Source organism: Photobacterium sp. GB-36 (assembly GCF_003026135.1).
Classification (GTDB): domain Bacteria; phylum Pseudomonadota; class Gammaproteobacteria; order Enterobacterales; family Vibrionaceae; genus Photobacterium.
In genome coordinates, this window is the sequence record NZ_PYNY01000007.1 from 136,162 (window position 1) to 157,349 (window position 21,188).

A 21,188-nucleotide genomic window follows, 5' to 3' on the forward strand; every position below is an offset into this window, starting at 1 on the left:
GATAAAGATATTAGCCAAATGATCATGACCTACGTAAAAGGTACTTATCACACCGGAATCTTTAATTGGCCCATGGTTAGTTGATATTGAACCTTTTAAAAGTGATTGGAGTTTACAAGGACGTGTAACGTACCATCACCTTCTCCGACTTCGTTGTACGGGCAGAGTAAGGAATGACAATAGAAAAACATGTTCATGATGAGTGCTACCACTGCGGTGATCCTGTTCCTAGTGGTTGCCAATTTGAAGTCGAAATATTAGGCCAACTTCGATCTATGTGTTGTCCTGGCTGTGAAGCCGTTGCAACAACGATTGTTAAAAGTGGCCTTACTTCGTATTACGAGTACCGAACTGAGCCTGCCGAAAAAGCCGATTTAGTCCCCGAACAGTTTAAGTCTCTCTCCCTTTATGATCATGCAGATATTCAGCAAGATTTCGTACGAACGACAGATCAAAATTTCAGTGAGGTGTCCCTTTCTGTTGAAGGTGTCTCTTGTGCTGCTTGCGCATGGTTAATTGAAAAGCAATTAGTACGCGAAGATGGTGTTATTTCCATTCGTGTAAATACTACGACCAATCGTGCATTGCTCGTTTGGGATACTGAAAAAGTACAACTCAGCCATTTATTAACGGTTATCCATAATATTGGCTATCAAGCATCACCCTTTGAAGCTGATGCTCAAGAGCTACAATACCACAACATAATGAAGCAATATTTGTATAAGCTAGGTATTGCGGGCATTGCTACCATGCAGGTGATGATGCTTGCATTTGCGCTCTATTTTGAAGTCTTTGGCGATCTAGATAGTGAGTTTAAAAACTACCTCCGTTGGGTAAGCCTAATTTTTTCCACCCCCGTTTTACTCTACTCAGCACTCCCTTTTTATATTAATGCGTGGAGAAGCCTAAAAGCCTTCACATTAGGTATGGATGTGCCTGTTTCAATCGCTTTATTGTTTGCTTACGGTGCAAGTTTATACGCAACTGTTATGGCAAAAGGCGAAGTATTCTTTGAATCCATTTCAATGTTTACGTTCTTTTTACTATTGGGTCGATTCTTAGAAATGCGTGCCCGTCGACAAGCAGCGGCCGCCAGTGCAAATTTGTTAAAACTCATACCAAATATGGCTACGCTTGCTAATGGTGAACAAGTTGCAGCAAAAACGCTTAAAATAGGTGACGTTGTCACTATATTACCAGGGGAGCATTTCCCTGCAGATGGTGAAATAAATAAAGGATTAACAACCGTTAATGAATCCATGTTAACGGGAGAGTCAGTGCCTGTCACTCGCGCGATTGGAGATAAGGTGTATGCAGGGACGATTAACGGTGATGCCAATGTCACAATGACAGTTACAGTCAATAGAAATGACTCACTTATTTCTAATATCGTACGCTTGCAAGATGAAGCTCAACTCTCAAAACCTAAAGTGGCAGAGTTAGCCGATAATGTAGCTCGCTATTTTGTTGCTGCAATACTGATTATCGCAGCTAGCACTTGGTATTATTGGCATCAAAATCAACCTGATGATGCATTATGGATCACATTAGCTGTCTTAGTTGCCACCTGTCCGTGTGCCCTATCATTAGCCACACCAACGGCTATTACCTGTTCAACGTCTACACTTAGTAAATTAGGGATATTGCTTCGTCAAGGGCATGTATTAGAAACGCTATGTAACGTTAATCGACTGGTATTAGACAAAACAGGCACCTTAACTGAAGGTAACATTCGCTTAGTTGAAACGCGTACATTCGGAAACATAGAGCAAGACAAAACGTTGATGATTGCTGCTGAATTAGAGCGTTTCGCCAATCACCCTATTGCTCAAGCTTTTAGCCAATATCGCCTACAAAGCGTACTTTTTGATAAGGTCGAGAATGTGATTGGTTGTGGTTTGAAAGCAACGCTGAATGGTGATGAGTGGCGCATTGGTAAATATAGTTTTGCTCTTGATATTGAAAATAATCAATCGTTTAAAAATAGTAATGAATTCTCGGTATGGTTAACTTGCAATCAGCAACCTATTGCAGCATTTAAATTAGACGACCCAATCCGTCAAGAAAGCGCTCTTTTAGTTAAACAATGTCAGCAACATGGTATTAACGTAACAATGTTAACGGGTGATAATACTGTTCATGCCAATAACGTTGCTAAACAACTGAATATTGATGAGGTTATAGCTAACCAAACACCACAAGGAAAGTTGGCGTATTTGAACGAATTATTAGCAGATGACGTAGTATTAATGATAGGTGATGGTGTCAATGACGCCCCTGTTCTCGCAGGCGCTCACCTTTCTGTTGCTATGGGTGGTGGAACAGATATAGCTAAATCTTCAGCAGATATGGTACTAGTTGGCGATAAATTAGAACGTATCTTAGAAGCCCGTACTTTAGCATTGAAAACTCGAAAAATTATTCGAGAAAATTTATCTTGGGCGCTTGGCTATAACTTGATAATCCTACCTCTGGCTATTTCAGGACTGGTGGCGCCCTATTTTGCCGTTGTCGGTATGTCAGCAAGCTCGATCATTGTTGTATCAAATTCTTTAAGGTTATTAAAATAAATGGAAAGTCTTTACATATTAATACCTATCGCTATTGTTTTTGTCTGTATTGCTATCGGTATATTTTTATGGGCAGTGAAAAGTGAGCAATTTGATGATTTAGAGCGTCGTGGATATGATATTTTGTTCGACGAAGATGATACTAAACATAAAAACACAGTTTCCAATTCTGAATTAATAGAAAAAAAGCCAAGTAACGATCAAGATAGCAATAATGGTTAATTTAGATTTTTATGCTGCCTTTTTAATCGGCTTAATGGGCGCTGGCCATTGCATTGGTATGTGTGGTGGTGTTGCTGCTGCGATCACAATCGGTATGCCAGAAAACACAAAAAACAGTAAACGTTGGATTTATCTATTAAATTATAATTTTGGAAGATTAGTCGCTTATACAGTTGCGGGGGCAATTATAGGCGCAATGCTTGCGAGTATTGCTACCATTAATGGATCTAATAGCCCATTGATATTCATGCGCTTTTTAGCAGCAATTATGATGATTATTTTAGCGTTATATATTGGCCAATGGTGGTTTGGGTTAAACAAAATTGAACGTGTTGGGCAAGTGGTATGGCGATATATCTCACCACTAGCCTCATCATTTCTTCCCCTTAAATCACCGATAAAAGCTTTGCCATTTGGTTTTCTCTGGGGCTGGCTACCTTGCGGTTTAGTTTATTCAACTTTAACATGGGCAGCTGTTTCTGGAAGTGCTCTAAATGGTGCAATAGTAATGCTTGCTTTCGGGTTAGGTACATTACCTGCAATGTTAGCGGTTGGCGGTTTTGCGACACAGTTAAAAATATGTCTAAAGAACCTCTATTTTAGGCGTGTTAGTGCATTATTATTAATGGTTTATGGCATTCAAACTGGTTATATAGCAATCAAACAAATATTGTGACCTTTTTATTACTCGTAATAATGCTTCATAATATGTTAAAATATTGACCTACATCAAATTGGTTAGACAGGCATATGATTTCAGACAAGCTTACAACAAAACGTATCCAATCAGGTGGGTGTGCAATTCACTGCCAAGATTGCAGTATTAGTCAGTTATGCATTCCTTTCACGCTGAATGAGTCTGAGCTAGACCAACTGGATCAAATCATAGAACGAAAAAAACCGATCCAAAAAGGTCAGGAGCTATTTAAAGCAGGTGACGAACTAAAATCGTTATATGCTATTCGTTCTGGCACCATTAAGAGCTACACCATTACCGAACAAGGTGACGAGCAAATTACTGCCTTCCATCTTGCAGGTGATTTAGTAGGTTTTGATGCGATCAATGAAATGCAGCATCCAAGTTTTGCTCAATCACTTGAAACATCAATGGTGTGTGAAATCCCATTTGAAATCCTTGATGATCTTTCTGGTAAAATGCCAAAGCTTCGTCAACAAATCATGCGCTTAATGAGCAATGAGATTAAAGGCGATCAGGAAATGATCTTGCTGCTTTCTAAAAAGAATGCTGAAGAACGTCTTGCCGCTTTCTTATATAACTTATCACTACGTTTTTCTCAGCGCGGTTTTTCTCCACGTGAATTCCGTTTAACAATGACACGCGGTGATATTGGTAACTACTTAGGCTTAACGGTTGAGACTATCAGTCGTTTATTAGGGCGTTTCCAGAAATCTGAGATGTTAAGTGTAAAAGGTAAATACATTACAATTATTGATCACGATGAGTTAGCTCGTCTTGCTGGTGTGGCTAAAAGTAACACATTACCTCCACAATAATCGTTTTAACCCTATCCTTTTTAAATTTTAAAGCATCGTTTATACGGTGCTTTTTTATTTCGCTAATCCGCTATTTCTTATATTTATTTGTCCAGCGTATCAAAGTTTACATAATTTTCTCTATTATCGTTCCCATATCTTTCTATTCTAGGTTACAGTATTTATAAGGATTTATTTAATCTTTTGATATCTAAGTACATAGCCGTTGTTATACCTGTTTTAAATTCAACTTATCAAGAGATTGCCTACACAGTTGTGTAAAGGAGGCATTATGCAAAAGTATAAAAATATATTAGTCGTCGCAGATCCTGAAAAAGAACAACAACCAGCGATCTCGCGCGCTGTTCATCTTGCTAAAATGAGCAAAGATGTAAAAATTATTATTTTCTTAGCTATTTATGATTTCTCTTATGAAATGACGTCAATGTTATCATCAGACGAACGTGATGCTATGCGTCGCGGTGTGGTAATGCAGCGAGAAGAGTGGTTAAAGGAAATCATTCAGCCTTACTTAGAAAAAGACGTTGATATAGAAATTAAAGTGGTTTGGCATAATCGTCCTTATGAGGCCATCATTGCTGATGTATATAGCCAAGACATTGATTTACTTATCAAAGCCACTCATGAACATGATCGTTTAGGCTCTGTGATTTTCACACCAACAGATTGGCATCTGCTTCGTAAATGCCCTATTCCTGTACTTTTAGTTAAAGGTAATAACTGGCCTGAGCACGGCAAAGTATTAGGTTGCGTCAATATCTCTACCGATGATGAAACTCACGAGGAGCTTAACGAAAAAATCGTCAAAGAATCATTTGCGTTTGCTTCTATCGCTAATGCCGAAGTTAATTTAGTTAATGCTTACCCTGCAACACCGGTAAATATTACGATTGAATTACCTGAATTTGATCCTGCTAGTTATACCGATGCTGTACGTGGGTATCACCTAACGACGATGAAAGCACTCCGTCAAAAATATGGAATTAGTGAAGAGCAAACTCATGTGCTTGAAGGTTTACCTGAAGATATTATTCCTCAAGTTGCTGAAGATATAAAAGCAGAACTTGTTATATTAGGAACAACAGGTCGGACTGGATTATCGGCTGTCTTTATAGGAAATACCGCTGAAAATACGATTGATAGTTTAAATTGTGATTTATTAGCTTTAAAACCTGATGGGTACGTTAGTCCATTAGCACCTAATATCGATTAAGTAAGAAAGGCCTCTATTGAGGCCTTTCTCTTATAGAATGCGATTTATTTCTTCTCAGATTCTTGTAGCGTTAGCCATTTGGCAAATTTGGTAAGATACCACTCATTTGCTTTTTCTTTACAATATGCTCGACTTAACTTGCGACGACTCCATTCAGAAGCAATAGCTGATCGAGTCTGATTTGACGTCCGTTCTTTTAAATAAATGCTGCACAATTGAGCATTTGTCATATTTTGCGCATAGCCATTAACTTGCCCACCACCTAGCCCCAATTCTTGTGCTTGATGAGAGCTACAACCCACCATGAATACAAGGCTCGTTGTGATTAAAATACTGCGTAACATGCATGTCTCTATCGTCGAAATATTTCCAATCATGTTATCAGCTTAAAAACACAAAGAATATTGTTAGGTATGTGTTGTGCCACTGACAATGTCTTATTTTTGATAAAAATGACTTCTTATTGATAATCTACTCTTAAAAACACACCGTTTTAGGCTGGTTAACGTCATGAATAGTTATCATTTTTTAAGTCGTTATATATGCTGTCTCACCCTGTTGTTTTCAGCTTCTGCTTTTTCATTAGGCATTAACGATAGTAAATACATTGAATTAGGAGGAAGTTTAGATCCAAGTGTCGTCAATAATGTTAGTAGCGTATTAGAACAAAATGCGAATGTTGAACAATTTCGCTCCGTCGGTTTAGTGATTGGTAGCGGATATTGTTCAGGTACATGGCTTGGGAGTGATGAATCTCATAGCTATGTACTAACGGCTGCACACTGTTTATCAGGCTCTGATTCTTCAGAATATTCAGGTCAATATGTCTCGTTTAAACAACAAGATGGGACGATTATTGCTGCAGGTATTTCTACTAACTATTTTCGTACCTTTACTGGCTGCAGTGATGACATAGCGGTCGCAAAAATCCCGAAAGTCTCCGATCCCCTAGATGCAAATGGTGATGTCATTAAGCAACCGTTTGTCGACAATAATTTAAATACTGATTTGCTACTTAACCCTACTACCTTCACAGGATTTGGTATCTTCGGTTCACGTTCATTAGGTCAACTTGGCTATATTGGTAAGCGACATGGTGAAGGACATATTCGTTATTATTACCAAGACTGTTTAATTAATCAGGCCATTGAGAATACAGACGCATGGGCATTTGCAAGCCCAGGTGATAGTGGCTCTGCAATTTGGCAACAACGGAATGAACACCCTGTTGCTGTCGGTATTTCGTCATGGTGGTATGGCTGGCAATATGGGTATTCAGGTCACGTCCCTATTGCTTTACATATTGATTGGTTAAAAGGTGTCGTTCCTGTATTAAAAACCGTAGATGATATTGAAGATGAGCCGCCAGTTGAGGAACCTGCATGGTTATTAACCCATGAAGCACCGATAGAAACCGATCCTTTAGAGCAAAGTGTACGAGGCTCTGTTTATTATGTTAAGGGCGACAATGTTGTTTCTGGACCTGAACGATTTGTTTGGCGTTATCCACGAAAAATGACCAAATTTTCCGTTGCATTAACCCAAAAAGAAAACAATACAGAACATGAAGTCTGGTTGCGAGGTCAACGTAAAACACATTGTGGCTGGGGACGTATTAATAACAGTGCATGGTGTTACCCTGCGCCAAACTTAGGTCAACTTAAACTAGAATTTATTCAAGCAGATAATCCGACATTGCCTATCGGTACTTACAGTGGTGATTTTAGTTTAATGGTAAAAAGTCTCTATAACCGCTCTTACTCAGATGAAGTAACCGTTGCAACAAATATCGAGATTACTTCAGCACTTCCAAGTGACGGAGTCATTACTGATTCAACACCTTACGTTTCTCCTCGTTATGAAAAAGATATTTATGGCAGCGTATATTATCTATCCGATAATAAAATGAACCGTAATCGTGTGGTTTGGCGTCGCTATAATCGAGGTTATAGTCGTTTGAAAGTAAATGTAACGAATACAGAAACCGGAGAACAACAAACTATTATGTTGCGCGGAGAACGCTATATGGGTTGTGGGTGGACAATAATGAACAATGCCGCCTATTGTCGTTATATGCGCCCTGTTTATGGCGAGTTACGTGTGAGCTTTATCGCTGATGACAATAAAGATTTACCTATTGGTGAATATTCTGGATCTTTATCCGTTAACGTGAAGGGCTTACATAAGCGTGGTTTCACTAAAGACTTACACCTTGATATTAAATTAAATATTACCGAGTAATGTATGAAAAGAGTGATCCGATATACTGGTTTAGCGCTGATTGTTGGGTTGCTCTGTGTCTTTATTTTTAAACCCGACAAAACAGCTAACGAAATAAAAACACCTGAAATTGTAAGTGATACATCACGTACAATAAATAAGAATCAATTAACAAAAAACCTTTATGAGGTTGCTGAAGCGCCCAAAGATTTTAAAATATTAAGTATGGAAGAAGAAATAATCATTGATGATCCTTCTTATGTCGCTGAAGAAGATCTAGAAGGTAACCCACAACTTCATAGTTATGATCATCAAGTAGCGACAACAATTGATACACCGATTAATCTATTAACAGGCGAAGATCTCTGGCTTTACCGCCCCAATTTACTAGACAAAGTGAAACAAGAACAAGGAATATCAATACTACCGATTGAAAGTATTGTGGAAATAAATGATGAGTTACTCAGTATTTTAACTATTGGTGATAGCTTAGTTTTCACCATGCCAAATGGTGCTGAACAACAAATAATAGTATCAAAGATAAATACAATAAGTGACAAGGTAACATCATGGGATCTTCAAAACACACAACGCCAAGATATAGGGAAGATTACACAAATAAATAACTTAACAGAAGGTTCGTTTATTACTGACAATAAAGACGAATACCACTTAAGAACCGTGAATAATAAAGGATGGATAACCAGCAAAAGTCAGTTGATGAGTAACAACGATAATGCAGTAAAAAGAAACAGTGAGGCATTTTCTGAGCTTCTTAAATAAAGGGCTAAATTCTTTGTCGTATTTGGCAAAGTTTATTAGCCCATTATTTTAACAACGTAGTGACTAAACGTTAGTCACATCAATAAACATCGACTCATCAATGTTTGTTGAAGAAACCGTCGCTTCAGTAAAGGCATACTCAGCCTTCTCACCTTCACGATCTAATGGCAAGTTAACAAAATCAAATAGATTTTTATCAGCTAACTGGCTTGGACTGATGTTTTGGATAGATTTAAAGATAGCATCTACGCGACCTGGTGTTTTCTTGTCCCAATCAATTAACATCGCTTTAATACTTTGACGTTGTAGATTTTCTTGAGAGCCACACAGGTTACAAGGAATAATTGGGAAGGCTTTATGCTCTGCGTACTTAATTAGATCTTTTTCACGACAGTAACTTAATGGACGAATAACAACATTACGACCATCATCAGAACGTAACTTAGGCGGCATTGCCTTTAAACGAGAGCCGTGGAACATGTTTAAGAATAATGTTTCAACGATATCATCTAAGTGGTGCCCTAGTGCGATCTTAGTTGCACCAATTTTCTCAGCAAAAGAGTACAGCGTACCACGGCGCAAACGAGAGCAAAGACCACACGTTGTTTTACCTTCTTCCACTTTCTCTTTCACTACAGAGTAAGTGTCTTTATCTACGATATAGTATGGGATATTTAAGCTAGAAAAGTACTCTGGCAGAATATGCTCAGGGAAACCTGGTTGCTTTTGATCTAAGTTAACCGCAACAACTTCAAAATTGATCGGTGCTGCTTTTTGCAGGTTCAATAAGATATCCAGCATCGCAAATGAGTCCTTGCCGCCACTGATACATGCCATCACAACATCATTTTCTTCAATCATGTTGTAGTCAATAATGGCGTTACCGACATTACGACGTAGACGCTTTTGCAGCTTATTAAATTCAAGTACTTCTTTACGATTATCTGTCTGATTCATTACTACTTCTCTCACCGTCGGTAATCCCGACAGTAGAATTGCTGGATAAGAATTTATAGGGCGTGAATTATACGGATTTTAGACTCAACAGGAAATAGTAAACTACGGAAAACCGTCATTGGATAAATCGATACAAAAAAGCTCGGCTAAAACCGAGCTTCTTTGTATACGAGTCTTTAACCTTAAAAAGCGATTAAATTAACTAAATAATCCAGCAAAGAACTTTTTAACATGATCAACAAGGCGGCTGAAAATACTGCCTTGTTCAACTGAATCTAATGCAACAAGTGGTTGAGACGCAACTTCTTTACCATCAACAGAGTAAAGTACCTTACCGACGACTTCACCTTTCTCGATCGGTGCATCAAGTTCACCATTAAGCTCAACGCTTGCTGTCAATTTTTTGGTGTCGTTACGTGACAATGTCACATAGCTTGAACTATCAACACCTAACTCAACGTTCTCTTTATTACCAAACCATACGCGTTCAGATAAGATTTTATCGCCAGCTTTATGTGGCACTACTGTTTCAAAAAATCGGAAACCGTAATTTAGTAAGGCTTTACTTTCTCTTTCACGGGTTTTGGTACTTTTTGTTCCCATCACAACCGCAATTAAACGCATGTCACCTTCAGTTGCAGAACTTGTTAAGCTATATCCTGCACCGCTTGTGTAGCCGGTTTTCATGCCATCAACATTCATGCTTTTATCATATAACAAACCATTTCGGTTGCGTTGAGTAATATTGTTATATGTAAATGATTTCTCACTGTACAGCGGATAAATTGATGGTAAGTCGCGAATTAACGCTTGGCCTAATAATGCAATATCATACGGTGTAGTATAAAGATCACTGTGATCTAAACCATGAGGATTCGCAAAATGTGTAGCATTCATTCCTAGCTTTTTAGCCCATGAGTTCATTAAACCCACAAATGCTTGCTCAGAGCCAGCTACGTGTTCAGCAAGTGCAACACTTGCATCGTTACCTGATTGAATAATCAAACCACGGAACAAGTCCATTAGTGGTACTTCACTCCCTACTTCGATAAACATTTTCGAAGAATCAGGGAAATTACGTGCCCATGCGTTACGGCTAATAACAACAATATCATCTTTACTGATATTGCCTTGTTGCATTTCCTGACCAGCAACATAACTAGTCATTAATTTCGTCAAGCTTGCAGGGTTTAATTTTTCGTTAGCATTCTTCTCGACTAATACTTGGCCTGTATTGTAGTCCATCAATACATAACCCTTTGCACTTAATGTCGGTGCATCTGGAATAACAGAAGGTGCTGCTAATGATGAAAACGACACAGTACAAAGCGCAGTTACACCAACGAGAGAAAAAAGCGGTGATGTCTTTTTCATTTGAGGCAAAATCCCTTAAAAATACGATAAACAATCTAATATAACTATTTACAACATCATAAGTTCGTAAAATAGTTCAAATAGGTATATTAGTTGAGGCCCATTATAGCGTTTGCAATATGAAAAACTTCCTTTTGTAACACTGTTTTACGATTTGCACGCCATCTTTACATTTATAGCGTTAATAAAAAAAAATATAAACGTTTAATACTGCCTCTATCGTGTTTTTTTATTATTGCTCACGTTGTTATAAATTTTTCCCTATTTTAATGAACCTTTCGTACTTTTTTACTGACTATTCAATAAGTAATACATAATATAGTGATGTTTTTAACAGCTAAACATTAGGGATGTGAAATGAGCTATTATCTAAAATTAGAACAGCATGCTCGTAAGTTATCGCGTTTAGGTCATCTAAGCGCAATATGTGGTTGGGATCAAGCTGCAATGATGCCAAGTGGTGGTGCTGAAGCTCGCTCGGAAGCAATGGCTGAACTTGCGGTTATTACACATGAATTATCAACGGCTGGTTATCTTGCTGATTGGTTTGAACAAGCAGAAAAAGAGCAATTATCTAATGCTGAACGTATCAGCCTTGCTGCGTTAAAACGTCAATGGATGATGCATAACATTTTACCAGCCGAGCTAGTGGAGCAAAAATCCTTATTAGGCTCACAATGTGAGCATGCTTGGCGTACCCAACGTAAAGAAAATGACTGGGAAGGATTTAAACAAAACCTCGCTCCTGTTGTGAAACTTGCACGTCAAGAAGCGGCTATTCGCTCTAAAGCAACAGGATTAAGTCTATACGATGCCCTGCTCGATCTTTACGAACCAGGAATGACTTCTGAAATTCTTGACGGTATTTTTGCTGATGTAAAATCGTGGTTGCCGCAGCTTATTCAAGATGTGCAAAACAAGCAGAAGAATGACGCCGTATTGCCTTTAACCGGAACATTCCCGATTGCCGAGCAAAACGCACTTAGTCTAGACGTCATGAAATTATTAAACTTCGATTTTAATCATGGGCGGTTAGATATCAGTACTCACCCATTCTGTGGTGGTGTATCAACCGATGTACGTATTACAACGCGTTATGACGAAACTGACTTTACATCAGCCTTAATGGGCGTTATTCATGAAACTGGTCATGCACGTTATGAGCAAGGTTTACCACATCAATGGCGAGATCTGCCTGTAGGCCAAGCTCGTTCAATGGGGATTCATGAAAGTCAGTCGCTGTTTTTTGAAATGCAGCTTTCACGTAATATTGATTTTGCGAAAAAATTGGCGCCATTAGCACAGAAAACATTTAACCGTGAAACCGATAGTGCGCTGACGGCTGAAAACCTCAACACTATTAATACTCGCGTTAAACCGGGTTTTATCCGTGTTGATGCTGACGAAGTAACTTACCCAGCCCACGTAATTCTGCGTTATGAAATTGAACGTGATCTTATTGAAGGGATAATCGAAGTTGACGATATTCCTGAAATTTGGGATCAAAAAATGCAAGCTTATCTTGGTATTGATACGAAAGGTAACTTCAAAGATGGCTGTATGCAGGATATTCACTGGACAGATGGTAGCTTTGGTTATTTTCCATCTTATACGCTGGGTGCTATGTACGCCGCACAATTCATGGCTGCAATGAAGAAAGTAGTAGATGTTGAAGCTGCAATTACATCAGGTGATTTATCCCCTATTTTTACATGGCTTGAAACGAATATCTGGTCAAAAGGATGTACACTTTCAACGGATGAATTAGTAAAACAAGCGACAGGCGAAACATTAAATCCTCGTTTCTTTAAACAGCATTTAATGGCTCGTTATAACCAGTGATGCATTAAATCAGGTTAAATATTAGCCATAGTGTTTTAAGTAGTTAACCATAACTCACTATGGCTTTATAACTCTTTCATTTCTTTATTATTCATATTATCAAGGTGATCCACACTCAGTCATTAGGCGTAAAAAACTTAACGTTTAGAAACCTGAGGTAATATATGGATAATATTCGATTATCAACACGTGATATTCACACAATGGAAAAACGTCAAAGAGTTCAATTAATAAACTCTTTACCAGGTTTTAAAAGCGCCAACCTTATAGGAACGACAGATAAAGATGGAAATGAAAATGTATCCATTCTCAGTTCTGTTATCCATCTTGGATCATCACCTGCATTATTAGGCTTTATATTACGTCCTAACACCGTCGAACGACACACTTATACAAACATCCAGCAAACCGAACAATACACAATTAACGCTGTATCTGAGGAATTCTACCAACGAGCCCATCAAACATCTGCTCGCTATCCTAAAGATGTGTCAGAATTTAATGAAACGCGTCTCACCCCTTTCTATGACAATCATTTTGATGCGCCATTTGTATTAGAGAGCCCAATAAAAATAGGCTTAAGGTTAGTCGAAATCATACCTATTCCATCTAATGGTACATATATGATTATTGGAGAAATTGAGCGAGTGATTTTACCTAAATACGCACTACGAAAAGATGGCTATATCAATATTGAAAGCCTAGACTTAATGACGCTTTCTGGACTCGATAACTACCACGTAACGCAAAGTGTTGGACGTTTAAGTTACGCAAAACCCGATAAACCTATCGTACCACTCGATATTGATGGTAATGCTTTTTTTATTAAAGAGTAAAAGTAGAGCCTCAATGATTGTTAAAACAATATATTGAGGCTTATAACTTTAGATTAAAATGCTGATTATAATATTGTCTTCTTAATAACCGTCATTACACCCTGTTCGTTATTACTCGGCGCTTCAAATCGAGCTAATTTTTTTATCTCAGGATGGGCATTGTCCATTGCATAGCTATGGTAAGTTTCTTTAAGCATTTCTACATCATTGAAGAAATCACCAAAGCTCATACTCTCCTCGAACGTAAAACTGAATTCTTTTTGTAAGTACTTTATTGCGGCGCCTTTTGACGCTGTTTTATGCATTAAATCAAGCCAAATCTTCGCACTTACGACCACTTGATGAGTGCCACCAAATTGCGGTGATAGCACTGGATAAACATGCTCTTCTGTACCATTGAAATTTAAAACCGCGACTTTAATAAACTCATCATCAACAGCCAGTAAATCATCAACTAACTCAAGATTATGGTAATACTTACGAATTTCATCTAAAGCTTGTTCGCTGGTGGCTTCGGTATAGGCTGCATTCTTACCACATAACACAATGTCACAGTCCTGTACTTGCTTAACAGTTTTAAGAATATCGTGAATTTCATTGGTTGGGATAGTTGAGCTATACAACTCTTTTCCTTGATACATTACTAATGTACCGTTCTCAGCAATAAAGATCATATCATCTTTAATTGGAGCAAATGTATTCACTAGGCTTTGATATTGACGCCCTGATGCCGCAGCAAATAGCACATTCTTTTGCTGTAGTTGGTTGAATACATCATAAAAATCCGATGGTAATTGCTTTTTTTCACAAAGCAGCGTGCCATCCATGTCTGTTGCAATAAATTTAATTGAAGCTGTCATATAACCTTTACCACTGAGTGTTTATCACACTATTTTACCTGTTAGAGAGCAATCATTGTAAATGAATAGAAATAATTACTCATGAATCCGGCGGTTCTTATAGTAATACTCTTTATCGTGCTCAGTAATCGGTCTTAATATTCGGCAAGGGTTACCGACTGCAACCACATTGGCAGGAATATCTTTGGTAACAATACTACCCGCACCAATCACCGTATTCTCACCTATTGTCACACCCGGTAAAACCACCACATGTGCACCTAACCAGACATTATTTCCAATCGTCACTGGAATATTAAATTGGGCCACATCGCGACGAAGATCAGGGTCGATAGGATGACCTGCTGTTGCAATAGTGACATTAGGTCCGATCATGACACTGTCACCAATATAGATATGGGTATCATCAACCAAGGTAAGATTAAAATTAGCGTAAACGTTATTGCCTATATGTGTATTGATTCCCCAATTAGCACGTAGCGGTGGCTCGATGTAGCAATTCTCACCCACAGCAGCAAACAAATCTTTCATGATAGCTTGGCGCTTATCATATTCAGAAGGTCGAGTTTGATTAAAGTCATACAGCACTTCCAAACATTGTACTTGTGCATTTGCTAACGCTTCATCGGTACAAAAGTAGACTTTTTGACTATGAACTTGTTCGAGGTTGTCCATCGTTGCCCTTATTAAGACATTAATAATAACGCTAGAATAATACTGACAATTTGGGTTGGGAAGACTGCTGTAATGAGATTCAAAAGCTCATCACAAATACAGTTAGTCAGAACGAAACGTGAGAATCTAATCCCATTATTTATATTAATAATTGGTTACATTCACTATAAATATTATACTTAGATCACGGTTTAGTATTCTGATTTTCTATATTGTTCTGACATAACTGACTATAAAACAAAGGATAAAGTATGGCTTACCAAGCTAAAGATCTTAACTACCGTGGTGAAAATTGTGGTGTACATAATTGGATCACAGATGGCGGTCAATCTTTTTACTGGCATCCAGACTGGCTTCATATCGCTGAAGAAGAAACCGGCTTATACGGTAAAAAGAAAATTGAAGTTGAGCAAGGTGGTGAAGTCACAAAAGGACACGCCGTTCATACTATTTTGAAAAAGCTAAACGAAATACTTAAAGGCACAGATCACGAATAACAAAACCCCCTAACATGTTTATTATGATTTAAAACATGTTAGGGGCTTTAATTAGCTACAACGCATTAGCTATATTTTTCTGTTGTTTTTTCAACCAGTTTTATAATCACATTTACTGCCTTTTCCATCCCTTCGACAGTAATAAACTCATGAATACCATGAAAATTATATCCGCCAGTAAAGATATTCGGGCATGGTAATCCTTTAAATGATAAACGCGCGCCGTCTGTACCACCTCTAATCGGTTTGATCTCTGGCTGTACATCGCATTCAATCATTGCTGATTTCGCTAATTCAATGATATGTGGATATGGCTCTACCATTTCACGCATATTGAAATATGAATCGGTTAACACTAACTCTACACGCCCTTTTTCAAGTTGTAGATTTAGTTCATCAACTTTCTGCTGCATAAAGGCTTTACGTTGTTCTTGCCCTTCACGGCTAAAATCACGAATGATATAACCTAACTCTGTTTTAGCGACAGATGGTTTCATTGATTTTAAATGGTAGAAACCTTCATACCCTTCTGTCGCTTCTGGCGTTTCATTGCTGGGCATCATTAACTGAAACTGCGCGGCAATGTTCATTGAGTTCACCATCTTACCTTTCGCAGTTCCAGGGTGAACATTGGTTCCATGACAAATCACATCAGCAGAGGTTGCATTAAAGTTTTCAAACTCTAATTCACCTATAGGTCCACCATCTATGGTGTAAGCCCATTGTGCATTGAACTTCTCAACATCAAAGAGATCAGCCCCACGTCCGATTTCCTCATCAGGTGTAAAACCAATACAAATATCACCATGTTTAATTTCAGGGTGTGCCACAAGATACGCAATGGCAGTCATGATTTCAGCAACCCCGGCCTTATTATCCGCACCTAGCAGTGTTGTACCATCGGTAGTGATAATATTGTGACCGTGTAACTTATTTAAGTCGGGATATTGAATGGGAGATAGCACTTCATCACCAATGCCTAATGCAATATCACCACCTTGATAGTTTTCTACAATTTGTGGTTTAACATTTAGACCTGAAGCATCAGGTGCTGTATCCATGTGAGCAATAAAACCAATAGCTGGAATATCAGCAGAAACATTTGAAGGAAGACGTGCCATTAAATAGCAATGTTCATCTAATGAAATATCAGATAAACCCAACTCTTCCATTTCAGATTTTAGTTGTTGTGCAAGGTTAAATTGCCCTGCAGTACTCGGACATGATGCAACATCACCATCAGATTGTGTTTCGATGCGAACATATCGTAAAAAACGTTCAAGTAACTTATCCATCATTAACCTTACATAGCTTATTTATTTGCGTAATAAATTATGACGGATAAGTTAATTACTATTTTTGCGATGTATCAGTTTTAATATGAATAGACGGGTATTTAGGCCAATATGCCCTATTAAAGCTTTTAAAATGATTGAATCATGATTTTTATTAGTTACTGTTTGTTATTTTATCAATCAAATATAAAGTTATAGTGCGTTAGGGTGTTATTCAAATAATAAAAAAGCCCCTAACCTAGGAGCTTTTTTTTAAACTTATGCTTTACGCATTAAAGACATCTTTATCTATCTTATCAACTGGTGGCTCACCGCCATCTTGTGGAGGTTGCTCATCATCACTTTTTGCCACAGAAGTAACTTGTAATGTTACGCCAAACATATTGCGATAAATAATCCCTTTCACGTTAAAGAAGAAAGGTAATGTCCAAATCAATCCGATACCTGCAGTAGCAATCGAGATAAAGAACATTAGCATGATCACAATATAGATAGCCGTCATTGGCAATACTTTACGGATCGTTGCCATGAAAGAGTATTGAATCGCTTTTATTGGTGATACTTTCTTTTCGCACACTAATAAAATAGCCATGCTTAATGCCATTGTTAGGAATAAGCCAATTAATGGGAAAACACTGCTACCTAGTCCTTGAATAGAAGAAAGCAGTAACATGGTAATTAATGAAACAAGGGTAAAAGAAAACCCTTTAACGATCTGGCTTGGCTTGGTTGGTAAACCAACCGCATGGTTTAATGCCATTAGGCTAACCCCTGCATAGAGTGGCGCAATAAGCACATCAGACCAAAAATTAGCCATAAAGCCCGCTTTTAGTATTTCAGCGGTAAATCCCTGCCCTGTAATGAAAGCATCAAAAAAAACCGTTGGGCTACCTAATTGAACTTCAAGCCCTAAAAGTAATAATGCAACTTGCGCAAGAAACAAGCAAATTACGGCAGGCAAAAAGCTAAAAATGTTCTTCCCTGTGATTTTCCATGCTTCAACTAAAACAGTGACGGGTTGTAGCTCCACTTCCCCCTTCAATGCTTTTTCAATAGACCCACCAATGTGGAAGCTTCGATTAATTGGCTCTTTCATACTCATGTCAGTTATTGGTGTAATGGCGGCATTGTACTTCAGAGAGGGTAAGACAAAAACATTTCTAAGATAAAAAAACAGTCAAGCTGACTAATTTGTGTGTTTTTCATGCAAAAAAGTCAAAAAAGCTGATAATAAAATCGTCTTTCATTTAAAGATCGACTATTAAGACTAAGCTGTAATAAGGTTTTTTATTATAACGATAGTTTTTTGAATAATCATATTACCGACATGTTAGTAAAAGATTGTTTATAAAATCGATAAAGTGACTGACACCATATAAGGGATTTCACTACTTAACGATGAAAAATATTACATCTTTGCATTAAAATTAGTGAAAAAACGCTTTAATTTGAAAGACTACAGGTCTATCATGCGCCCTTTATTTTAAAGCCAAAATGTTGGGATTTAACCAAATAATCCCAGGTGGAGATAACGTAGAATTGAACGCTGAAAAAACATCTCAGAAACCTGTCATTCAGCTGAAGGGTCTTAGCAAAAGCTTTGACGGTAAGCAGATCATTTCAGGTTTGGACCTAAACGTAAACAATGGTGAGTTTCTAACCATTCTAGGTCCATCAGGCTGTGGTAAAACCACAGTACTTCGTCTAATTGCTGGATTTGAAACTGCCGATGATGGGCAGATCACCATTGATGGCAAAGATGTTACAGACATTCCTGCTGAACAACGTCTAGTAAACACGGTGTTTCAGAGTTACGCACTGTTCCCACATATGACAGTGTTTGAGAACGTCGCGTTTGGTTTACGCATGCAAAAAGTACCCGCGAGCGATATTGAGCCGCGTGTAATGGAAGCATTGCGTATGGTGCAACTTGAAAAGTTTGCCCCTCGTAAACCTCATCAACTGTCCGGTGGTCAGCAACAACGTGTTGCGATTGCTCGTGCGGTTGTAAACAAACCAAAAGTTCTTTTACTTGATGAATCACTGTCTGCACTTGATTACAAATTACGTAAACAGATGCAGCTTGAGTTGAAACAACTACAGCGTAAGTTAGGCATTACCTTTATTTTCGTAACACACGATCAAGAAGAAGCCTTATCTATGTCTGATCGCATCATTGTTATGCGCGATGGTCACGTTGAGCAAGATGGTTCACCTCGTGAAATTTATGAAGAACCAACGAATTTATTTGTTGCCCACTTTATCGGTGAAATCAACGTATTTGATGCAACAGTTAAAGAGCGTTTAGACGAAAAACGTATCATGGCTGATGTTGAAGGTCGCCACTCATTGATCCACTGTGATTTAGATGTGAATGTTGGTGATAAGGTTAAAGTATTACTTCGACCTGAAGACATTCTTATCGAAGAGATCCATAACGGTGACGAAACTAACGGCATCGTGGGTTATGTTCGTGAACGTACCTATAAAGGTATGACATTGGATTCTGTGGTGCAGTTAGAGTCTGGCAAGTCTGTGATGGTTAGCGAATTCTTCAACGAAGATGACCCTGACGTAGACCACTCTCTTGACCAAAAAGTTGCCATTACTTGGATTGAAAGTTGGGAAGTGGTACTCGCTGATGAGCAAGAAGTTTAATTTACAGAATTTCATTATCGCGTTAGTTGTTAGTTGGTTAGTACTGTTTGTATTTGTACCTAACTTAATGATTATAGGAACGAGTTTCCTAACGCGTGATGATGCAAATCTAATCAAAATGGTCTTTACGTTTGATAACTATGAAAGACTGTTTGATCCACTGTACGCAAAAGTACTTTGGCACTCTTTTTACATGGCAATCACAGCAACCATTCTGTGTTTAGTAATTGGTTACCCTTTTGCTTATGCCATTGCAAAAATGCCAGAGAAATGGCGTCCATTTATGCTGTTTTTGGTTATCGTACCATTTTGGACTAACTCTCTAATTCGTACATATGGCCTTAAACTGATGTTGGGTACGCGTGGTATTTTAAATAACACATTAATGTACCTCGATATTATCGATAAGCCACTGCGTATTATGTACACCGAGTACGCAGTAATGATCGGTTTAGTGTATATCTTGCTACCATTTATGGTGCTACCACTCTACTCCGCTATCGAAAAGCTTGATAATAACTACATTGAAGCAGCTCGCGACTTGGGCGCAAATAAGGTTCAAACCTTTATTAAAGTGATCTTCCCACTAACCATGCCTGGTGTTATTGCAGGTTGCTTATTGGTATTACTGCCTGCTTTGGGTATGTTCTACGTTTCCGACCTTTTAGGCGGCGCGAAGAACTTACTGATTGGTAATGTTATTAAGAGCCAGGTTTTAAACGCGCGAGATTGGCCATTTGGTTCTGCAACAAGTATTGCCCTTACGTTAGCAATGGCAATTATGCTGTATGCCTACTACCGTGCAGGTAAGTTGCTGAACAAAAAAGTGGAGCTTGAATAATGGGACGCTTGTTTAAATTTAGCTTTATGTCGGTGGTATATGCATTTTTATATACCCCTATCATTATCCTGATTGTTAACTCATTCAACGAAAGCAAATTCGGTATGAAATGGGGTGGCTTTACCACTAAATGGTATGAGCAACTGGTTAACAATGACAGTTTAATGCAAGCGGCAGGACACTCGATCACTATCGCTGTGTTCTCTGCAACAGCAGCATCCCTAATTGGTAGTTTAACGGCTGTTGCTTTATTTCGTTATAACTTTAAAGGTAAGAAGTTTGTATCAGGTATGCTATTTCTCGTTATGATGTCTCCAGACATCGTAATGGCAATCTCGCTACTTGCACTGTTCTTACTATTGGGTGCGAACTTAGGCTTCTTAACGCTATTGCTTTCTCATATCACATTCTGTTTACCTTTTGTTGTTGTAACAGTTTACAGCCGATTAAAAGGCTTTGATGTGAAAATGCTTGAAGCAGCACGTGACTTGGGCGCTAGTGAGTGGGTTATCTTAAAGCAGATTATCCTACCATTGGCAAAACCCGCAGTTGCTGCAGGTTGGTTATTAAGCTTCACCCTATCGCTAGATGATGTAATTGTAAGCTCGTTCGTAACGGGTCCAACTTACGAAATCTTACCATTGAAGATTTACTCAATGGTTAAAGTCGGTATTTCACCTGAGGTGAACGCCCTAGCGACAGTGATGTTGATAGTTTCTCTTGTTCTGGTTATTTGCTCACAATTACTGGCTCGAGACAAAATAAAGTAAGCATCAACAACAGCTAATGCTAAATGGCTAACTGTATTCAGTTAGCCATTTTTTTTACAT

20 protein-coding genes are annotated in these 21,188 nt (G+C 38.2%); 13 read left to right on the plus strand and 7 right to left on the minus strand.

The features are described from left to right. The first annotated feature begins 173 nt into the window (after positions 1-173). The 5 genes from C9J46_RS09115 (at position 174) to uspE (ending at position 5,520) form a co-directional block, all read left to right on the plus strand. The gene (locus tag C9J46_RS09115) at positions 174-2,570 is read left to right on the plus strand and encodes a heavy metal translocating P-type ATPase (RefSeq protein ID WP_107290796.1); all 2,397 of its coding nucleotides are present in this window, start codon (positions 174-176) and stop codon (positions 2,568-2,570) included. Further along, complete coding sequence (ccoS, locus tag C9J46_RS09120) at positions 2,571-2,792, plus strand: cbb3-type cytochrome oxidase assembly protein CcoS (RefSeq protein WP_107208165.1); 222 nt, start codon at positions 2,571-2,573, stop codon at positions 2,790-2,792. Beyond that, positions 2,785-3,468 carry a sulfite exporter TauE/SafE family protein gene (locus C9J46_RS09125; RefSeq protein ID WP_107208166.1) on the plus strand — a complete coding sequence of 228 codons (684 nt, stop codon included), beginning with the start codon at positions 2,785-2,787 and terminating at the stop codon, positions 3,466-3,468. Before ccoS ends, C9J46_RS09125 begins: the two co-directional genes overlap by 8 nt. A gap of 74 nt (positions 3,469-3,542) precedes the next feature. Further along, a complete protein-coding gene (locus tag C9J46_RS09130) occupies positions 3,543-4,307 on the plus strand; it encodes an FNR family transcription factor (RefSeq protein ID WP_105060229.1) in 765 nt (254 codons plus the stop codon). A 271-nt stretch (positions 4,308-4,578) separates the two neighbouring features. After that, on the plus strand, positions 4,579-5,520 hold the full coding sequence (gene uspE / locus C9J46_RS09135; protein WP_107246646.1) for a universal stress protein UspE: 942 nt from the start codon (positions 4,579-4,581) through the stop codon (positions 5,518-5,520). Positions 5,521-5,564: 44 nt separating this feature from the next. On the opposite strand, the gene C9J46_RS09140 is transcribed toward uspE, so the two are convergent. Next, positions 5,565-5,864: a hypothetical protein gene (locus C9J46_RS09140; RefSeq protein ID WP_107208220.1), complete on the minus strand. Its 300-nt coding sequence runs from the start codon at positions 5,862-5,864 to the stop codon at positions 5,565-5,567. Between the two features lie 166 nt (positions 5,865-6,030). On the opposite strand from C9J46_RS09140, the gene C9J46_RS09145 reads away from it, so the two are divergent. Together C9J46_RS09145 and C9J46_RS09150 are read left to right on the plus strand one after the other, a co-directional pair. After that, the gene (locus C9J46_RS09145; protein WP_107290797.1) at positions 6,031-7,761 is read left to right on the plus strand and encodes a trypsin-like serine protease; all 1,731 of its coding nucleotides are present in this window, start codon (positions 6,031-6,033) and stop codon (positions 7,759-7,761) included. A gap of 3 nt (positions 7,762-7,764) precedes the next feature. Beyond that, positions 7,765-8,523 carry a hypothetical protein gene (locus tag C9J46_RS09150; RefSeq protein WP_107290798.1) on the plus strand — a complete coding sequence of 253 codons (759 nt, stop codon included), beginning with the start codon at positions 7,765-7,767 and terminating at the stop codon, positions 8,521-8,523. Between the two features lie 63 nt (positions 8,524-8,586). Here C9J46_RS09150 and ttcA read toward each other — a convergent pair whose 3' ends face one another. Both ttcA and C9J46_RS09160 read right to left on the minus strand, forming a co-directional pair. Next, positions 8,587-9,480, minus strand: coding sequence for a tRNA 2-thiocytidine(32) synthetase TtcA (gene ttcA, locus C9J46_RS09155; RefSeq protein WP_107208217.1), 894 nt, complete (start codon positions 9,478-9,480; stop codon positions 8,587-8,589). A 198-nt stretch (positions 9,481-9,678) separates the two neighbouring features. Beyond that, a complete protein-coding gene (locus tag C9J46_RS09160; protein WP_107208216.1) occupies positions 9,679-10,854 on the minus strand; it encodes a D-alanyl-D-alanine carboxypeptidase family protein in 1,176 nt (391 codons plus the stop codon). Positions 10,855-11,211: 357 nt separating this feature from the next. On the opposite strand from C9J46_RS09160, the gene C9J46_RS09165 reads away from it, so the two are divergent. Continuing rightward, complete coding sequence (locus C9J46_RS09165; RefSeq protein ID WP_107246641.1) at positions 11,212-12,696, plus strand: carboxypeptidase M32; 1,485 nt, start codon at positions 11,212-11,214, stop codon at positions 12,694-12,696. Between the two features lie 164 nt (positions 12,697-12,860). Then, a complete protein-coding gene (locus C9J46_RS09170; RefSeq protein ID WP_107290799.1) occupies positions 12,861-13,532 on the plus strand; it encodes a flavin reductase family protein in 672 nt (223 codons plus the stop codon). Positions 13,533-13,597: 65 nt separating this feature from the next. Here C9J46_RS09170 and C9J46_RS09175 read toward each other — a convergent pair whose 3' ends face one another. Together C9J46_RS09175 and C9J46_RS09180 are read right to left on the minus strand one after the other, a co-directional pair. After that, the gene (locus tag C9J46_RS09175) at positions 13,598-14,392 is read right to left on the minus strand and encodes a Cof-type HAD-IIB family hydrolase (protein WP_107290800.1); all 795 of its coding nucleotides are present in this window, start codon (positions 14,390-14,392) and stop codon (positions 13,598-13,600) included. 75 nt (positions 14,393-14,467) lie between these two features. Beyond that, a complete protein-coding gene (locus C9J46_RS09180) occupies positions 14,468-15,067 on the minus strand; it encodes a sugar O-acetyltransferase (RefSeq protein ID WP_107287401.1) in 600 nt (199 codons plus the stop codon). Between the two features lie 251 nt (positions 15,068-15,318). Between C9J46_RS09180 and C9J46_RS09185 the strand changes: the two genes are divergently transcribed. Continuing rightward, positions 15,319-15,564: a hypothetical protein gene (locus C9J46_RS09185; protein WP_107208211.1), complete on the plus strand. Its 246-nt coding sequence runs from the start codon at positions 15,319-15,321 to the stop codon at positions 15,562-15,564. Between the two features lie 65 nt (positions 15,565-15,629). Here C9J46_RS09185 and pepT read toward each other — a convergent pair whose 3' ends face one another. Both pepT and C9J46_RS09195 read right to left on the minus strand, forming a co-directional pair. Beyond that, positions 15,630-16,859, minus strand: coding sequence for a peptidase T (gene pepT / locus C9J46_RS09190; RefSeq protein ID WP_107208210.1), 1,230 nt, complete (start codon positions 16,857-16,859; stop codon positions 15,630-15,632). Positions 16,860-17,124: 265 nt separating this feature from the next. Continuing rightward, positions 17,125-17,955 carry a hypothetical protein gene (locus C9J46_RS09195; protein WP_107208209.1) on the minus strand — a complete coding sequence of 277 codons (831 nt, stop codon included), beginning with the start codon at positions 17,953-17,955 and terminating at the stop codon, positions 17,125-17,127. Positions 17,956-18,398: 443 nt separating this feature from the next. On the opposite strand from C9J46_RS09195, the gene potA reads away from it, so the two are divergent. The 3 genes from potA to potC are packed head-to-tail and all read left to right on the plus strand — an operon-like array spanning position 18,399 to position 21,128. Then, positions 18,399-19,517 (plus strand): spermidine/putrescine ABC transporter ATP-binding protein PotA, encoded by a 1,119-nt coding sequence (gene potA, locus C9J46_RS09200; protein ID WP_045129697.1) that lies wholly within the window; start codon positions 18,399-18,401, stop codon positions 19,515-19,517. Then, positions 19,501-20,358: a spermidine/putrescine ABC transporter permease PotB gene (gene potB, locus C9J46_RS09205; protein ID WP_045128969.1), complete on the plus strand. Its 858-nt coding sequence runs from the start codon at positions 19,501-19,503 to the stop codon at positions 20,356-20,358. The genes potA and potB overlap by 17 nt, the downstream gene beginning before the upstream one ends. After that, positions 20,358-21,128 carry a spermidine/putrescine ABC transporter permease PotC gene (gene potC, locus C9J46_RS09210; RefSeq protein WP_045084112.1) on the plus strand — a complete coding sequence of 257 codons (771 nt, stop codon included), beginning with the start codon at positions 20,358-20,360 and terminating at the stop codon, positions 21,126-21,128. The genes potB and potC overlap by 1 nt, the downstream gene beginning before the upstream one ends. Positions 21,129-21,188: the final 60 nt, after the last annotated feature.

Excerpts from the sequence above, each read along its gene's own strand:
- C9J46_RS09115 (WP_107290796.1), top strand. The coding sequence starts at position 174 with ATGACAATAGAAAAACATGTTCATGATGAGTGCTACCACTGCGGTGAT.
- ccoS (WP_107208165.1), top strand. The coding sequence starts at position 2,571 with ATGGAAAGTCTTTACATATTAATACCTATCGCTATTGTTTTTGTCTGT.
- C9J46_RS09125 (WP_107208166.1), top strand. The coding sequence starts at position 2,785 with ATGGTTAATTTAGATTTTTATGCTGCCTTTTTAATCGGCTTAATGGGC.
- C9J46_RS09130 (WP_105060229.1), top strand. The coding sequence starts at position 3,543 with ATGATTTCAGACAAGCTTACAACAAAACGTATCCAATCAGGTGGGTGT.
- uspE (WP_107246646.1), top strand. The coding sequence starts at position 4,579 with ATGCAAAAGTATAAAAATATATTAGTCGTCGCAGATCCTGAAAAAGAA.
- C9J46_RS09140 (WP_107208220.1), bottom strand. The coding sequence starts at position 5,864 with ATGTTACGCAGTATTTTAATCACAACGAGCCTTGTATTCATGGTGGGT.
- C9J46_RS09145 (WP_107290797.1), top strand. The coding sequence starts at position 6,031 with ATGAATAGTTATCATTTTTTAAGTCGTTATATATGCTGTCTCACCCTG.
- C9J46_RS09150 (WP_107290798.1), top strand. The coding sequence starts at position 7,765 with ATGAAAAGAGTGATCCGATATACTGGTTTAGCGCTGATTGTTGGGTTG.
- ttcA (WP_107208217.1), bottom strand. The coding sequence starts at position 9,480 with ATGAATCAGACAGATAATCGTAAAGAAGTACTTGAATTTAATAAGCTG.
- C9J46_RS09160 (WP_107208216.1), bottom strand. The coding sequence starts at position 10,854 with ATGAAAAAGACATCACCGCTTTTTTCTCTCGTTGGTGTAACTGCGCTT.
- C9J46_RS09165 (WP_107246641.1), top strand. The coding sequence starts at position 11,212 with ATGAGCTATTATCTAAAATTAGAACAGCATGCTCGTAAGTTATCGCGT.
- C9J46_RS09170 (WP_107290799.1), top strand. The coding sequence starts at position 12,861 with ATGGATAATATTCGATTATCAACACGTGATATTCACACAATGGAAAAA.
- C9J46_RS09175 (WP_107290800.1), bottom strand. The coding sequence starts at position 14,392 with ATGACAGCTTCAATTAAATTTATTGCAACAGACATGGATGGCACGCTG.
- C9J46_RS09180 (WP_107287401.1), bottom strand. The coding sequence starts at position 15,067 with ATGGACAACCTCGAACAAGTTCATAGTCAAAAAGTCTACTTTTGTACC.
- C9J46_RS09185 (WP_107208211.1), top strand. The coding sequence starts at position 15,319 with ATGGCTTACCAAGCTAAAGATCTTAACTACCGTGGTGAAAATTGTGGT.
- pepT (WP_107208210.1), bottom strand. The coding sequence starts at position 16,859 with ATGGATAAGTTACTTGAACGTTTTTTACGATATGTTCGCATCGAAACA.
- C9J46_RS09195 (WP_107208209.1), bottom strand. The coding sequence starts at position 17,955 with ATGAAAGAGCCAATTAATCGAAGCTTCCACATTGGTGGGTCTATTGAA.
- potB (WP_045128969.1), top strand. The coding sequence starts at position 19,501 with ATGAGCAAGAAGTTTAATTTACAGAATTTCATTATCGCGTTAGTTGTT.
- potC (WP_045084112.1), top strand. The coding sequence starts at position 20,358 with ATGGGACGCTTGTTTAAATTTAGCTTTATGTCGGTGGTATATGCATTT.